11 protein-coding genes are annotated in these 15,349 nt (G+C 65.6%); 1 reads left to right on the forward strand and 10 read right to left on the reverse strand.

Going from position 1 to position 15,349, the window contains the following annotated elements:
* Positions 1-63 precede the first annotated feature (63 nt).
* The 5 genes from HHL22_RS19315 to guaB all read right to left on the reverse strand — a co-directional run bounded on the left by HHL22_RS19315 (position 64) and on the right by guaB (position 7,299).
* Entirely contained in the window at positions 64-2,451 is a 2,388-nt protein-coding gene (locus HHL22_RS19315; RefSeq protein WP_169533028.1) for a peptidylprolyl isomerase, read from the reverse strand.
* A 193-nt stretch (positions 2,452-2,644) separates the two neighbouring features.
* The gene (locus tag HHL22_RS19320; protein ID WP_169533029.1) at positions 2,645-3,061 is read right to left on the reverse strand and encodes an ATP-binding protein; all 417 of its coding nucleotides are present in this window, start codon (positions 3,059-3,061) and stop codon (positions 2,645-2,647) included.
* Positions 3,062-3,175: 114 nt separating this feature from the next.
* Positions 3,176-3,505 (reverse strand): STAS domain-containing protein, encoded by a 330-nt coding sequence (locus tag HHL22_RS19325; protein ID WP_169533030.1) that lies wholly within the window; start codon positions 3,503-3,505, stop codon positions 3,176-3,178.
* A gap of 20 nt (positions 3,506-3,525) precedes the next feature.
* A complete protein-coding gene (locus tag HHL22_RS19330; RefSeq protein ID WP_169533031.1) occupies positions 3,526-5,613 on the reverse strand; it encodes a GAF domain-containing SpoIIE family protein phosphatase in 2,088 nt (695 codons plus the stop codon).
* A gap of 207 nt (positions 5,614-5,820) precedes the next feature.
* Positions 5,821-7,299: an IMP dehydrogenase gene (gene guaB, locus HHL22_RS19335; protein WP_169533032.1), complete on the reverse strand. Its 1,479-nt coding sequence runs from the start codon at positions 7,297-7,299 to the stop codon at positions 5,821-5,823.
* A gap of 154 nt (positions 7,300-7,453) precedes the next feature.
* Here guaB and HHL22_RS19340 point away from each other — a divergent pair, with 154 nt between their 5' ends.
* Complete coding sequence (locus HHL22_RS19340; RefSeq protein ID WP_169532496.1) at positions 7,454-7,636, forward strand: hypothetical protein; 183 nt, start codon at positions 7,454-7,456, stop codon at positions 7,634-7,636.
* 290 nt (positions 7,637-7,926) lie between these two features.
* Here the strand turns inward: HHL22_RS19340 and HHL22_RS19345 are convergent, their stop codons facing one another.
* The 5 genes from HHL22_RS19345 to HHL22_RS19365 form a co-directional block, all read right to left on the reverse strand.
* Positions 7,927-8,775, reverse strand: a complete 849-nt coding sequence (locus tag HHL22_RS19345) for an FRG domain-containing protein (RefSeq protein ID WP_169533033.1) — start codon at positions 8,773-8,775, stop codon at positions 7,927-7,929.
* Positions 8,776-8,910: 135 nt separating this feature from the next.
* Positions 8,911-9,753, reverse strand: coding sequence for an oxidoreductase (locus HHL22_RS19350; RefSeq protein ID WP_169533034.1), 843 nt, complete (start codon positions 9,751-9,753; stop codon positions 8,911-8,913).
* A 119-nt stretch (positions 9,754-9,872) separates the two neighbouring features.
* Entirely contained in the window at positions 9,873-11,189 is a 1,317-nt protein-coding gene (locus HHL22_RS19355; protein WP_169533035.1) for an O-antigen ligase family protein, read from the reverse strand.
* A gap of 389 nt (positions 11,190-11,578) precedes the next feature.
* Positions 11,579-14,251, reverse strand: coding sequence for an ATP-dependent helicase HrpB (hrpB, locus tag HHL22_RS19360; protein WP_317172702.1), 2,673 nt, complete (start codon positions 14,249-14,251; stop codon positions 11,579-11,581).
* A gap of 149 nt (positions 14,252-14,400) precedes the next feature.
* Positions 14,401-15,330, reverse strand: a complete 930-nt coding sequence (locus HHL22_RS19365) for a glycosyltransferase family 2 protein (protein WP_169533036.1) — start codon at positions 15,328-15,330, stop codon at positions 14,401-14,403.
* Positions 15,331-15,349: the final 19 nt, after the last annotated feature.

The following is a 15,349-nucleotide window of genomic DNA, read 5'->3' on the forward strand; positions in this document are numbered from 1 at the left end:
TCAACTTTTTTTAACAAAGGAAGCTGCCGGCGGCCGCTGGGGCCTGGGGCCGGCGTGGCCCGCCTATTTCGTTATGAGCTTCGTCACTTCTTCCTCGTTCACTTTCACCGGATATTCGGCGCGCAGCTGCTCAATCCACTGCTTTTCGAGGTAGTTCTGGTAGTCGCTGGTGGCTTGGCCGCGGGCGTCGGCCAGGCGCTTGGGGCCGGGCGGCAGGCTCCGCTTGAGGTCGAGCAGGTAGTAGCGGCCGTCCTGCTGGGTGCGGTAGGTACCGGCGGGCTGGGTCAAGTACTCATCCACTACCTTGTTGTCACCCTTCTGGAAGGTACGCTGCTGAATCTGCACCGCCAGCGGATTCTGCTGGTTGAGGTGGGCCTCCACGGTGGCGGGCGAGCTGCTGAAGAAGCTCACCTTCGTGTCGCCGGTGGCCGTGGTGGGGCTGCTGGCCGCCGCTAGGCTGAGGCGCGTGCGCACCACGCCGCCGGTTTGGGCCAGGTAGTCGAGGGCGGCGGCGGCGCGCTGGCGGGCCAGGGCCGCGCTTTCGCCCCGGCGCACGTGCCCGGCAATGGTGGCCGAGAGGGTCGTATCCTGGTTGAGGCGCTGGGCAATGGCATCCAGGGCGGGCACGCCGTTGCTCTTGGCCGGCGTGGCGGTGCCTAGGGAAAAGTGTACTAGTGCCGAGCCGGCTTTGCCCGCCACCGGGTAGCGGCCGGCCGCCAGCTCACGCTGGGCGCGGGCCAGCACTTTGGGCGAGGCGGCCGAAATGAGCGTGCCTTGCACCCGCTGCCCAAACTGGTAGTTGGCTTGGTTGGCCAAAAAGAACTTGCGCAGCCCGGCCGTGTCCTCAATGGCCTTGCTCCACACCTTCTGGTCCATGAGCTGAAACAGCAAGATGCCGTCGCGGTACTCCTGCACCAGCATGCGGTAATCCTCATACTTAACGGGCAGGTGGTCGCGCTCGTAGTCGGTCAGCTTCTGGTCCACGTACTGGTCGTAGAGCTGCTGCATGGCAAACTCGGGCGTAGCCGTGGGGCGCGGGCGCTGGTTTTGCTGCACATAGGCCAGGAAGTCGCTCACCGGATAGGCTTGGGTCATGATGGTAAACAGCGCCAGCTTGTCGCTGCCTGTTTTCACGGCTTTGCCCGCCTTGCCGCTGCTGGTAGGGGCTAGGCGCGCGGCATCGTACTTGTAGTGGCCCTTCAGTAGGGCCGTATCGCCTTGGGCAAAAGCGAGTTGCTTGGAAGCCGGAATTTCCCGAAACTGGTTTTCCTGACGGATGCGCTTGAGAAAGGCGGCGCGGTTTAGCTCCGAGCGCGAGTCCTTGCCCACTTTGCTGGTGAGCGTGGGCTTCAGCGTTTCAAACGAGGGAATGGGCTGCTTCTCTACCAGCTTGATGATGTGCCAGCCGTAGGGCGTTTGCACGGGCGGGGCAATGTCGCCGGGCTTTTGCAGCTTAAAGGCCACTTCCTCAAACGAGGGAATCATGCGGCCGGTGCCGAAGGCGGGCAGCTCGCCGCCGTTGGGGGCCGAGCCGGCATCTTCCGAAAACTGACTGACCAGCTTGTTCCAATTCTCCCCCTTTTGCAGGCGGGCGTACAGCTCGTTTATTTTTTTGTGGGCCGCGGCCGAGTCGGTCGTAGGGGCCTGGGGCGTCACGCGCACCATCAGGTGGGCCACTTTCACTTCGCCCTGGGCCGGGCGGCGGTCGTTTACCTTGATGATGTGGTAGCCGAAGCGCGTGCGAATGGGCACACTCACCTGCCCCACCGGCGTGCGGTAGGCGGCCGACTCAAACGGGTACACCATCTGCATGGCCGTGAAGTAGCCCAGCTTGCCGCCGTTTTCCTTAGCCGAAGGGTCTTCGCTGGTCGTGCGAGCCACGGTGCTAAAGTCCTCGCCGCCGCTGGTCACGCGCTGGCGCAGCGCCACTATCTTTTGGTAGGCGGCCAGGGTATCGGCCGGGGTAGCGTCGGGCGCCACCCGAATAAGGATGTGCGAGGCGTTCACTTCCTGGCCCATGCGGGCGTAGGCTTCGCGCACCAGCTGGTCGGTCACGCCCTTCTCGGTGAGGTAGGGCTGGGCCAGCTGCTGGCGGTAGCCCTCCAGCTCGCGCCGAAAAGCCTGGGTGGTGTCGAGGCCGTGCTTCTCGGCATCGAGCACCTTGAGCCGGAAGTTGGTATACAGGTTGAGGTACTCCGTGACGCTAGCGCGGGTGCCGTAGTCGGCAGCAGTGCCGTTGTTTTTCTTGTACACGTAGGCAAACTCGCGGGCCGGCACGGCGGTAGCGCCCAGGGTTTCGATGGTAGGCCCGGCGGGCGGCAGGGCTACTCCTACGGTTTGGGCTAGCCCGGCCGGCACGGTAGCCGTAGGGGTAGGCTTGCTGGTTTGGCAGGCGGCCAACTGCAGCAACGTAGCGGCAGTGGCCCCCACCAGCGAAAGGCGAGAAGGCATAGACGGTGATAGCGACTTGTGGTGAATGGACTATTTAGCAAGTCAACCCACTACAACACAAGTGCAATTTTACGAAGGAAAACGCGGGTGTGTCGCCCAACACCCGGCTAAGGCGCATGAGTTTCCTCCCAGGCCCCGCCAGCGCGGGCCTGGACCTTAGGGCGCCTGGTTGGCCTTAGGGCCAACCAGGTGCCTACCCTAGCTGCTTCGTCAGGTGGCAGATGGTGTGCGAATTGCGCTCAAAAAACACCACCTTGTCCATAATGCGCGACACCAAGGCCATGCCCATGCCGCCCTTGCGCCCCTGCCGGATGTACTCGCTCATATCGGGCGAGGGCGCTACATTGCTGGGCAGAAACAGCGTATTGCTATGGTCCTCAATCTCCACGTCCAGGTTGTGGTCGCGTAGCTGCATCAACAGGTCCAGGTACTGCGAGGCGTCCTCCTCGTTGGCGTGAATGATGAAATTGGCTACCACCTCATCTACGGCCAGCACTACCTGGTTTACCAGCACCTCATTGCCGTGAGCCGCCAGCAAAAAATCGCGCACAAAGTCGCGCACCTGCTGGAGGTTCTGGCGCGAGCATTGAATGCGTAGATGGCGGGTCACGGAAGGAGAAGTATGAATTATGAACTAGAAGCTATGAGTTATGACACGCGAAACAGTAGCCACATGCGGCCACCAGTTCAATTCATAATCACTAACCCCTAATTCATAATTAAGCTAAGCGGCTTGAGCTTCTTGCTCGGTTTGCACAATATTCATCAGCGAGTCGAGGCCGAGTATCTCAAACACGTTGAACACCTTTTCCTGCATGTTAAAAAACACCAACTTCACGTTGGCATCCTGCAGGCGCTGCAAGTGTGAGATGAAGACGCCCAGGCCGGCCGAGGAGATGTAGCTGAGGCGCTGGCAGTCGATAAGTATTTTCTTGTAGCTCAGTAGCTCGGGTTTATTCAACTCAGCATCAAGCACTACTGCCGACGAGGCATCTAGCTCGCCGTCGAGTAGAAAAGTTTGGGTATCGCCAGAGGGTTGCGCGGTTACTTTCATACTAGGGCCATACGAGGGCACTATTGTTGGGGTTGGGAGGCCTTAAACTTGACTACGAGCAGCGTTTGGTCGTCGTGCAAGGGCTGGCCCAGGCTAAACTGCTGCACATCATTACGGATGTACGCGTTAATGCCTTCGGCAGATTGGTAGAAGCACTCGCCTAGCATCTCGCGCAGGCGGTTTTCGCCGTACTCGTCGCCGGCCGCGTTGCGCGCTTCCACAATGCCGTCGGTGTAAATGACCATTACGTCGCCGGGGTTGTAGTCCCAAAACTGGGTTTTGACGTGCTTGCCGTAGTTGTCGTTGCGGATAATGCCCAGCCCTAGGCCCTCGGTGTGGAAATAGCTCACCTCCTCCTTAATGGAGTGGTAGTAGAGCGTATGGCAATGCCCGGCCCGTGCAAAGCTGAAGCCGCCGGCCTGATAGTCAATGAGATAAAAGGCAGCCGTAATAAACGACGAGCGCTCGAGGCAGTGCGTGAGGGCTTCGTTGGCCTGCACCATAAAGCGGTGCGGGTCGGGGAAGCGCTGCCGGTCGCTTTTGGCCAGCGGGTTAGGCTGCATCAGGGCGTGGAAAATGCCCTTCATCTGGGCCGTGTGGAAGGCGGCTGTCACACCCTTGCCGCTCACGTCGCCAATGAGCACGGCCAGCTTCTGGCCCGGCAGGTGCAGAAAGTCGTAAAAGTCGCCGCCTACTTCCTTGGCGGCCTGGGCGTAGGTGCTGATTTCAAACCAGTTGTCGGTAGGTAGCTGCTTGGGTATTAGGCGCTCCTGCACCAGCGCCGCAATGCGCAGCTCGTCTTGGGTGCGCTGGCTCACCTGCGCCTCGCGCACCAGCTGCAGGTTTTCGAGGCTGAGGGCGGCCTGGGTAATGAAGGTATGCAGCACACTCAGGTCGTCGGGCTCGAAGCTTTCGGTTTCCATTTTGAGCAGTACGAGCGTGCCAAAGTTGTGAGGGCCACCGTTGTGCAGCGGCAGCAGCGCCAGCGAGCCGTAGCCAGTCAGCCCTAGGCCCTGCAGCAGCTGCGAGCGCTCCAGGTCGTTGTCGACCAGCTCGTGGGCGGGGCCGGCGGCGGGGTTGGCCAGGCGGTCGCGCAGCTGCCCGGCGGCGTCAGCGCTCAGCTGGTAGGTGATGGGGGTCACCTCTTCGCCGTCGGCCTCCGCAAAGTGCGGGTCGAGCCAGGCAGCGTCGGCCTGCAGGGTTTGCACTATCGAGTTTAGCAGGTTCTGGTAAATCTCCTGGGGCGTTTTGCCGCGCTGAATGACTTGGCTGAGCTGCTGCAGGCTCATAAACTCGGTGCGGCGCTGCTCGTACACGTCGGCCACGGGCAGGTTGAACAACGACACCAAGAGGCCCGCCACCGCATACACCACCGCAAAGAAGGAAGCCAGCAGCAAAAAGCTTTGCTGGGCCGCCGGCGCCGCGAGGGTTGGGTCGGCCTGCACCTGGCGCAAGTACAGCAGAAATAACACCAGAAAACCCAGGATGCCGAGCTGCAGCAGGATGGCCTGGGTTTTCTGGCTGGTAGAGAGGTAGGCCACCCAGCGCTGGTGCCCGCACAAGTAGATGCCGAAGATGCCGATGGCCGCGTACACCACCAGGCGCAGGGGCGGCGGTATCACCCAGGTAGTGAGCTGGAAGAGCAGCAGCGCCCCTAGCAGCAGCTCAAACACCAGCCACTCGCGCCGCAGCCGCGCGCCGCCCCGAAAGCTCACCAGCGCCCGCCAGGTATAGAGCGTCTGCGAGAGCAGGCCGATAAAGAGCGCCAGCGCAATGGTGTAGTCCACGGCCCGGTTGGTGTGGGTGTTGGGCTCGAGCCAGGCAATGCCCTCCACCACCAGCAAGCCCGCCGTGAGGGCCAGCGCCCGCCAAAACAGCTGGCGCAGCGTACCCAAAAAATTGTGCCCCCGCAGCGGCCCGGTTTGGATGCGGGCGAAGATAAACACGCAAGCTGCGAAGCCGCCCTGCGCCGCCAGCGCCAGCCAGTGCGCCCAATTCACCCCCGGCCCGATGCCCGCGTTGCCTTGGCCTAGGGTGCCCAGCAGCAGCGCCACCCAAAAAAGGGCCGCAAGTACCAGGAGCCAGGTTGAGCGAGAAAATTTAGGCATAGAAGCGAAAGCAAAGACGCGGCCGCGCAGCTAGGTTGCATCCCTGGACTACCACGCGCGGACAAGCCAAGGGCGTAAAAATACGCAAGCCGGCAATTAGGAAACGAATGCCCGGTGCCCCAAGCAAACGAAACGCATTTGGCGGGCTATAAGGGCCAGCCCCGCCCCTATAGCCCGCCAAATGCGTTTAGGCTGGTGCCCTAGGGCCTAGCGGCTCGAATAATTGGGCGCCTCGCGGGTAATCTGCACGTCGTGGGGGTGGCTTTCGCGCAAGCCGGCTCCGGTGATGCGCACGAACTGCGCCTGCTGCAGGGCCCCTAGGTCGGCGGCGCCTACGTAGCCCATGCCCGCGCGCAGGCCGCCCGCCATCTGGTAGAGCACCTCGCTGGCGTCGCCCTTAAAGGGCACGCGGCCCACGATGCCCTCGGGCACCAACTTCTTCACGTCGTCCTCGGCATCCTGGAAGTAACGGTCTTTCGAGCCCTCTTCCATCGCCTCGACCGAACCCATGCCGCGGTAGCTCTTGTAGCGGCGGCCTTCGTAGAGCTGCAGCTCGCCGGGCGCCTCGGTGGTGCCGGCCAGCAGCGAGCCCACCATCACGGCGGCGGCCCCGCCGGCCAGCGCCTTCACAATGTCACCCGAAAACTTGATGCCGCCATCGGCCACCAGCGTGGCTTCGGTGCCGGCCAGGCCCTTGGCCGCCTCCAGCACGGCCGAGAGCTGCGGCACTCCAATGCCGGCAATGATGCGGGTGGTGCAAATGCTGCCCGGCCCCACGCCCACCTTCACTACGTCGGCGCCAGCGTCGGCCAGGGCCCGGGCCCCGGCGGCGGTGGCCACGTTGCCCGCCATCAAATCCACGTTAGGGTAGACTTCTTTGATGCGGCGCACGGCGTCGAGCACGCCCTGGCTGTGGCCGTGGGCGGTGTCGATGCTCAATAAGTCTACACCAGCCTCAACCAGCGCGGCGGCGCGGGCCATGAGGTCGGCCGTCACCCCTAGGGCGGCGCCCACGCGCAGGCGGCCCTGCGCATCCTTGCTGGCATTGGGGGCACGACGGCGCTTGCGAATGTCCTTATAGGTCATCAGCCCGGTGAGGCGGCCGTCGAAATCCACCAGCGGCAGCTTGTCCACCTTGCGGTCTTGCAGCATGTTTTCGGCCTCGGCGCGGTCGGTGCCGGCGGGGGCCACCACCAGGCGCTCGCGCGGCACCATCACCGTGGTTACCAGCGGGCTCAAGTCGCGCTCGAAGCGCAGGTCGCGGCTGGTAATGAGGCCCACCAGGCGGCCGTCGGCCTCCACGATGGGCACGCCGCCGATGTGGTGCTTGCGCATCAGGCGGTTGGCTTCTTCCAGGGTGGCGGTGGGCGGCAGGGTGAAGGGGTCGAGAATAACCGCCGACTCGGAGCGCTTGACGCGGCGCACCTGCTCGGCCTGAGCCTTCACGCTCATATTCTTATGGATGATGCCGAGGCCACCCTCCTGGGCCATAGCAATGGCCATGTCGGCCTCGGTCACCGTATCCATCGCCGCCGAGAGCAGCGGCAGGTGCAGCCGAATGCGGGGGGTGAGCTGGGTGCCGGGGTCGCAGTCGCGGGGCAGTACGGCCGAGTAAGCTGGCAGCAGCAGTACGTCGTCGTAGGTCAGGGCCTCGAAGGCGATTTTGGGGGTGGCGGAGTCGGCCATAGCAAGAGGAGTTTTCAGAAAAACCTATTGCCAGGCAAATATACAGCGCAAAGTCTCGACCAACCCCCGCATTGTGCCGACGGCGCTCCGCCGCCTGGCACCAAGCTTGCCAATAGCCTAGGGGTACTTTCTTTCTCTTTTCCCGTTCCACGCCATGCTTACCGTATTGCTGCGCCGGGTGCTGCCGCTGTTGCTGCTGGGCACCCTAGGCCTCAGCTCGTGCGTCACGAGCTACCGCCGCTACCCGCCACCCCCGCCCCGCGGCTACTACCGCCACGGCTACGGCCGCCCACTGCCACCCCCGCCCCCGCCGCGCCCCGGCCCCTACCGCTACTGAGGCGCGGAGCCTAGCCGCTAAGCTGCGCCCTAGGGCAGGCTACTATCTGTTGATTGAGCACAAAAAAAGCCTGCGCTAGGTAGCGCGGGCTTTTCCATGAGGTTCCTTTTCCACGAGAAAACCTGTTATGAGCCAACCAACCCGAAGGGTGCGAGCACCCCTAGGGCCAATTGACCTTACAAAGGAACGAAATAGGTTACAGTACTTGCCCCCTGCACTAGCCAAACGCGGCTGTAGCGTCGCCGAGCGGGCATCTTGGCTCTCCGAATGACGCCCGCCAACCCGCCCGATTAGCCCGGCAGTTCGGCGCCGTCGCCGGTGGCGGGGCGGCCCTGGGCGGCCGAGTAGTGGCGGTGCAGCCAGCGGCTAAGGCCCCCCAGGCCGGGCATGAGTACCCGCTCGGTGATGTTGGCCTGGTCGAGCTTATCGCGCACCTCCCACTTGAGGCGGGCGGGCAGCCGGATGCGAAAATACAGTTCGGGCCGCTGGGCCAGCCAGTCGTGCAGCAGCGCCTGGGGCGTGCTCATAAGCGAAAATAGGGCGTACTGGTGCACGATGCGCGCATCAAGTGAGGGCGGCTCCAGAAACAGCACGAACGGCTCGGCTTGCAGCTCTTCGAGGGTGCCTAGGGTGGGGGCGGCGGGCAGTAGCAGGTCGGAGGTAAACACGTTGGAGCCCTCGCGCTGCAGCACCGCGTGCAGGGGCGGGGGCAGGTACTCGGCGGCCTTCACGTAGTTCAGCGCCCAAATAATGCCGTCCTGGTGGTAGGCGTGCAGGTCGTCGGTGGCGAAGTGCAGCGCCACGTAGGGCGAGTACGTCCAGTCGAGCAGGCGGGTGGGCAGGCCGTGGTGCTGGGCCAGGGCCAGCCAGTCCCAAAGGGCGGTGGCGCTGGGCGGGGCCGTCGTGTCGCGCGCATACTTGCGGAAGTTGCGCAGCAGGTGGTGCTCCAGCTCGTGGTAGTTGCCCCCTAGGCGCTGCAGGCTGGTGGTGAGCCGGTAGCCGAAGCTGCGCATGCCGCGGTACACAAACGGTGAGCGGTAGCGGCCCAGGCGCGCGTCCCAGGTTTCGCGAAACAGCAAATCCTGCAGGTGCGCCCAGCTTTGGGCCTCGTACTCGTGGGCATCGGGAGGGGGCAGCATAGCGGAATCAGCTTATCAACAAAGAACGTCATGCTGGGCCTACCGAAGCATCTCTACCGAACGTATTGCGCGGGAGAGAGGCTTCGGCAGGCCCAGCATGACGTTCTTTTGGCTGCCGGTGGATAGCCAGTCAGCCTATTTGCCGGCCTCGGGGAAGTCGGCGCCGTTGCCAATCTCGGCGTACTGCTCGATTTCCTTCTTGATTTCGGTGAACTTGTCCAGCGCGCCCTGCACGGCGGCTTTGCCCAGGGGCAGGTGCAGGGGCGGGTGCTCCATGCGCACGAGGTCGAACATGGCCTGGGCGGCGCGCTCGGGGTCACCGGGCTGCTTGCCGCTGTTGCTGGCCATGCCCACCAGGCTCTTGCCTACGGTTTCTTTATAATCGGCAATTTGGGGCTCGGTGTAAGTGGCCGAGCGCCCGGCCCAGTCGGTGCGGAAGCCGCTGGGCTCGACGTTGGTAACGTGAATGCCCAGCGGGCCTACCTGCTTGGCCAGGCTCTCGCCAATGCCTTCGAGGGCAAACTTGCTGCCGTGGTAAATACCCGCCGGCGGAAACGTGGTAAGCCCGCCAATACTAGTGACGTTCAGAATATGGCCGCTTTTGCGCGCGCGCAGGTGGGGCAGCACCGCCCGCAGCACGCGCAGGGGACCGAATACGTTGACGTCGAACTGGCGCTGCACCTCGGCGTCGTCAATCTCTTCGATGGGGCCCAGCGAGCCGTAGCCGGCGTTGTTCACCACCACGTCGAGGTGACCCAGCTTATCAATGGCCGTGGTCACGGCGGCTTTCACCTGGTCTTCGTTGGTCACGTCGGCCACTACGCCCAGGCCGTTGGGCTGGTGGCTTTGGGTGAACTCGTCGGCCTGGTTTTGCTCGCGGAAAGTGGCGGCTACTTTGTCGCCGTTGCGCAGCGCCAGCTCGGCCAGGTGCTTGCCAAAGCCGGTGCTCACGCCGGTTATAAACCAATTCTTGGTCATGGGTTGGGAGGAGGAAAAGGAAAGGATATGGGCTAAGACGCACGAGCGCGCCCGAATGTTTAGCCCGCGTGCGGCGGCTAGCCGCGGCGCCCCCCTTGCTTACCGGCCCTAAAACCACCCTAGGCCACGGCCGCCGGGCGCACGCCCGGCTGGTAGGGGCCGGGCTGGGGCGCGGGCACCTCGGCCAGGGTAGGCGCGCCGGCCAGCAGCAAAAAAAACAGCCCCGTCACCACGCCAATCTGGGTTTCGAGGGTGTACTCGACCAGGAACGACGCCGTGACGATGGCGTAGATGAGCACCAGAAGGGCATTGCGCGTGCGGAAGGCCTGCCGCAGCGGGTAGTAAAAGCCCAGCAGCGACACCAGTAGCCCCAGCACGCCGTAGGCCGCCAGGTTGAAAATGAATTGGTTGTGCGGCAGCAGGTAGTGGTCGCGCGAAATCTGGGGGTACATGTAGCTGTACTGGTCGGCCATGGCCTGGTCGAGCTTCACCTTGCTTACCCCCAGCAGCGGGTGCTCGCGAATAACGGCGTCGGCCACCTGGTAGGAGTAGTAGCGCGCCGTAACCGAGTAGTTATTCGCGCTTTCTACCGTGTCGAGCTGGGCCGTGTCGGTGCGCGTGTTCACAATCTTGTTTTGCAAAGTGGGGAACAGCAGCAGGCAGCCACCCCCTAGGGCCAGGGCCACCAGGGTGCTTTGCAGCATTAGACGCCAGCGGCCGTAGTGCCCGCCCAGCCACGCCAGCCACAGCGCCCCCGCCCCGTACAGCGTCACCAGCCCGCTGCGCACCGCCAGCAGGTGCTGGTACAGAAACAGCAGCACCACGCCCGCCAGCACCAGCCGGCGCAAAAGCCGCGGCAGCGGGCTTGCCGTGAGCAAAACCAGGCCCGCCAGCACCGCCATGCTCACTAGCAGGCTAAAGCGAATGTGGTCGGGCACGGTCGGCATCACCTGCGACTGCAGGTACAACTGCTCGATTACTTGCTGGTGCCGCAGGTAGTACACGGTGCTGCCCGCCGCCGCCGCCAGGCAGCAGCCCAGCAGCAGCAGCCACAAAAAGCGCAGGTGCCGGGGCTGCCAGGCCGGCAGCAGCAGGAAAGCCCCCGGCAGCAGCAAAAACGGCGACTCCAGCAGCAAATCCTGCCACAGGGCCGCATCGGTGAGGGCGGTACGCAGCAGCCCGGTACCTAGGTGCACCAGGTACACCAGCCCAAAGCACAGCAGGCTGGGCCACTGCGCCCACTGCGCCACGCGCCGCTGCCCGAGGGCATAGCCCACGCTCGTCAGGAACAACCCCGCGATGCCAATGCTGGGCAGCACTCGCACCCAAGTGGCCGCAAACACTCCTCCGATGATGAGCGCGCACCAAAACACACTCACCTGCCGCACGCGCGCCTCGGAAAAAAACTGCCACATGGCCGGGGTCAGAGAAGGCAAAGCTGGCAGCAAGCAAATATCCTAGGGCTACCAGCCCATTCCGTGGCCACAAAGGTAGGGGCGCCAACGGGCGGCTCTGCCAACGAGCCCGGCCAAGCCCCAGTGCCCTAGCGGGCTCGCTGCGCAGCCTGGCCACTGCTTAGCCTACCTGCTGGCGCAAAGCAGGTAGCAACGTGCCCTATCTCGCTGCGCAGGGTCCCGCCCCCGGTTGCTTTAGAGCAGAGAAGCCAGGCGCCTACGGCGCGGCAACGCTTAGGCTCCTTTCATTTAAAAAAATGGCGGGGCCTCTCGGCAAAGAAAAGCAACCCGCCTTGCGCGGCAACTAATTTAATACTGCAACGCGCAATTTTGTACTGCCTACTGAACTCCTTGTACTACCCTAGGGGTATCTAGGACGATTCGAGGCGCTTTTTGGTGAGTTTAGTGGGGATGTGCTCCATGGGCTTGTCGGGCCAGGGGTGCTTAGGGTAGCGCCCTTTCAGGTCCTTGCGCACCTCAAAGTAGCCCTTCTCCCAGAAGCTGCGCAAGTCGCGCGTGACCTGCGCCGGCCGGCCGCCCGGCGACAGCAGGTGCAGCAGCAGCGGCACCCGGCCGCCGCCCACGGTGGGCGTTTCGGTGAGGCCGAATAGCTCCTGCAGCTTCACGGCCAGCACCGGCGCGGCGGCATCCTGGTAGTCGAGCTGAATGAGCGAGCCGCTGGGCACTTCGAGCGCGGCGGGCGCCAGGCGGTTCAGCTCCTGGCGCTGGGCCCAGCCGCCGGGCAGGCGCGCCAGCAGCGGCTCGCTCAGGTCGAGGCGCTGCACCTGCTCGAGGCTGCGCAGACTGGCTAGGTGCGGCCCCAGCCAGGCGGGCAGCTCGGCCAGCAGCGTAGTTTCGTCGAAGGCCGGCCACGCCTCGCCGCCCACCAGCTGGTGCACGAACTGCAGGCGCTGCTGCAGCTGCCGGGCGCCGTCGGTCCAGTTCAGCTTACCGAGGCCCGCCTGCTGCAAATATCCCAGCAGGGCCGCCACCACCAGCGCCGGCTCGGGCTGGGTGAGGTTGGTTTCGGCCAGTACTAGTGCCCCCAAGCGGCGCAGGCGGCGGCCCGCCACGCGCCCAGTGGCCGGGTCAAAGCGCACCTCGTCGGTGGTCGCAATCTGGTCGGCGAAGGCTTCCTCCAACTCGGCGCGGCCCAGGGGGGCGGCCAGGGTAGCGCGGGGCGCGGCGGCCGTGCCCGCCAGGTAGGCCACCGCAAAAAAAGGCGCCTGCGCATCCACGTCCTCGGTGCGCAAACTCACGCGCTGGCCCGTGACGAGGCGCAGCCGGTCGGGCGCCTCGCGCTGGGCCAGGCGGTCGGGGTAGGCCAGGGCCGTGAGTAGCCCTAGGGGCGCTTCGGTCAGCAAAGGCGCCGTAGCCTCGCCCTTTAGTCCTAGCCGGCCGCGCAGGTGGCGGGCCACGTCGCGCACGCGCTGCAAAGTGGCGTGGTGCAGGGCCAGGCCCGGCAGCGGCGGGCGGCCGCTGGCCAGCGCTTCGAGGCGCAGGCGCAGGTCGGGGGGCAGCGGGCGCGGGTCGGCGGGGGTAGCCCAGCGCAGCAGGTCGCGCTCGGCCAGCAGGGCCGCCAGCGCGGCGGCGGCGTGGCCGTGGCCCAGGGCGTGGCCGCGCGCTACCAGGTGCCCCAGGCGCGGCGGCAGCCCTAGCCGGGCCAGCGCCCGGCCGTGGGGCGTGGGCTTTGAGAGGGTAGGGGGGGAGGAGGGTAAAGGGGTAGGAGGGGGTAGTTGGGCGGATGCTCCACTGCCGGCTAGCTCGCTGGAGTCGGCTAACTCCTCTTGCCTTTCCAGCGCCCCTAAGCGCACTAGCAGCTCGCGGGCCTGGGCCAGGGCGGCGGGCGGCGGCGCGTCGAGCCAGCGCAGGGCGGCGGCTTCCTGCGCGCCCCACAGGGCTAGCTCCAGGGCCAGGGCGCTGAGGTCGGCGGTCTGGATTTCGGGCGGGCGGTGGGCGGGCAGCTGGTGGTGCTCGGCTTCGGTCCAGAGGCGGTAGCAGGTGCCGGAGGCCAGGCGCCCGGCGCGGCCCCGGCGCTGGTCGGCGGCGGCGCGGGCCACGGGCACGGTTTCGAGGGTGGTGAAGCCGGTGCGCGGCACGAAGCGCGGCACCCGTGCAAAGCCGCCGTCCACCACCACCCGTACGCCCTCGATGGTGAGGCTGGTTTCGGCAATGCTGGTGGCCAAAATTACCTTGCGGCGGCCCACGGAGGCTGGGCGCAGGGCGGCGTTTTGCACCTCCAGCGGCAGCTCGCCATGCAGCAGGTGCAGGTCCACGTCGGGCCCTAGGGTGCCCAGCTTCTTCTCAACGCGCTGCAAGTCGGCCACGCCGGGCAAGAACACTAGCACGTCGCCCGCGTGGTCGGCCAGGGCCTGGCGCACCTGCGCGGGAGCCGCTTCGGCCAGGCGCTCGCTGGGTTTATGGGGCAGCCCCGCCGCCTGGCGCGGACTCAGGTAATGCGTTTCGATGGGGTGCAAAAAGCCGGCGCTGCTTACTACTGGCGCGGGCAGCCACTGGCCCAGGCGCTGGGCCTCCAGGGTGGCTGACATGAGCAGCAGGCGCAGCTCGGGCCGCAGCACGGCCTGCGCATCCAGGGCCAGCGCCAGGCCCAGGTCGGCGTTGAGGCTGCGCTCGTGAAACTCGTCGAACACCACGCAGGCCACGTCTTCCAGGGCCGGGTCGTCTTGCAGCATCCGAATCAGGATGCCTTCGGTGATGACCTCGATGCGCGTGGCGGCCGACACCCGGCTGTCGAGGCGCACGCGGTAGCCCACGGTGGCCCCCACGGGCTCGCCCAGCAGCTCGGCCAGGCGGGCGGCGGCGGCGCGGGCGGCCAGCTGCCGGGGCTCCAGCACCAGTATCTTTTGGGCGGCCGGGCGCCACGCGGCCGCCAGCAGCGCCAGGGGCACCACGGTGGTTTTGCCCGCGCCGGGCGGGGCTTCCAGCACCGCGCGCGGGCCAGCCGCCAGCGCCGCCAGTAGCTCGGGCAAGGCCGCTACGACGGGCAGGTCGGGCAACGGCGGCAGTTGGAAAGCGGTAGGCACGATGGTGTTTTTTGAGTTTATGTGTTTCGTTCTGGCGTTGACCCCACCCCCGGCCCCTCCCCTCCGGGAGAGGGGAGCCACCGCGGCGCGGTACCGAACTCGTTAGGCTCCCCTCTCCCGGAGGGGAGGGGCCGGGGGTGGGGTCAACGCTACCCCCTAGGGGCTACTCCGGCGCCGACGGGCCGAATGGAGGCTGACTCGGGCGCGCCCTGGGCCAGGAAGCGCGCCAGGCGCAGGTAGTGGCGGGCCCGCCGCGCCCGAAACAGCAGCTTGACCACGAATACCCAGCGCACCAGCCAGGCCTGCGCGGGGCTAAAGTTCTTGCGCAGGAAGTAAGCCAGCGAGATGTAAAACTCGCGCAAAATGGGGTAGCTCGGCTCGGTGCTGCTGCCGCCCAGGTGCGTAAACTCCGAAGCCGGGCTCACCACCACCTCGCGGCCCGCCTGCCACACCTGCCAGGCCAGGTCCTCCTCCTCGCAATACAGAAAGTAGTGCGCGTCGAGGCCGCCTACTTGCTCAAACAGCGCCGCATCGACGAACATGGCGGCGCCGGTAACCAGGTCGGCGCGGTAGGGCTGGTGCGTGGTGCGGGCGTTGCGCGGCGGGTGGTGCCCTAGGCCCACGGCCCGCGTAAAGGTGCGGCCCAGCACCTTGTCGGCCAGGGTGGGGAAGTAGCCGGCGGTTTCCTGCCACTCGCCCTGGCGGCCGTACATCTGCGGGGCGGCCAGCCCAATTTCGGGCCGGGCGGCCAGCAGGGCGCTCAGCTCAGTCAGGCAGTCGGTGCGCAGCAGCGTGTCATTGTTGAGCAAGAACACGTAGGCGGGGCGCACGGTGGGGGCGGCCGTCCGGTAGCCCAGCATGTTACCGCCCGCAAAGCCCAGGTTCACGTCCGAGTAGCACAGCAGCACCTCGGGCCGGGCGGCCAGTGCTTGCAGCGCTGCCCGGTCGGCCGGGGCCGAGGCGTTGTCCACCACCACCACGCGGTAGGCGGTTTCGGGCCGGGTGTGGCGGCGCAGCGACTCCACGCACGCCAGCGTGTGGGCGGCCGTATTGTAATTGACCAGCACAACTAAAACCATGGCAGCGGGCAAAAGGCAC

This window comes from Hymenobacter polaris (assembly GCF_012927305.1).
Lineage (GTDB): Bacteria > Bacteroidota > Bacteroidia > Cytophagales > Hymenobacteraceae > Hymenobacter > Hymenobacter polaris.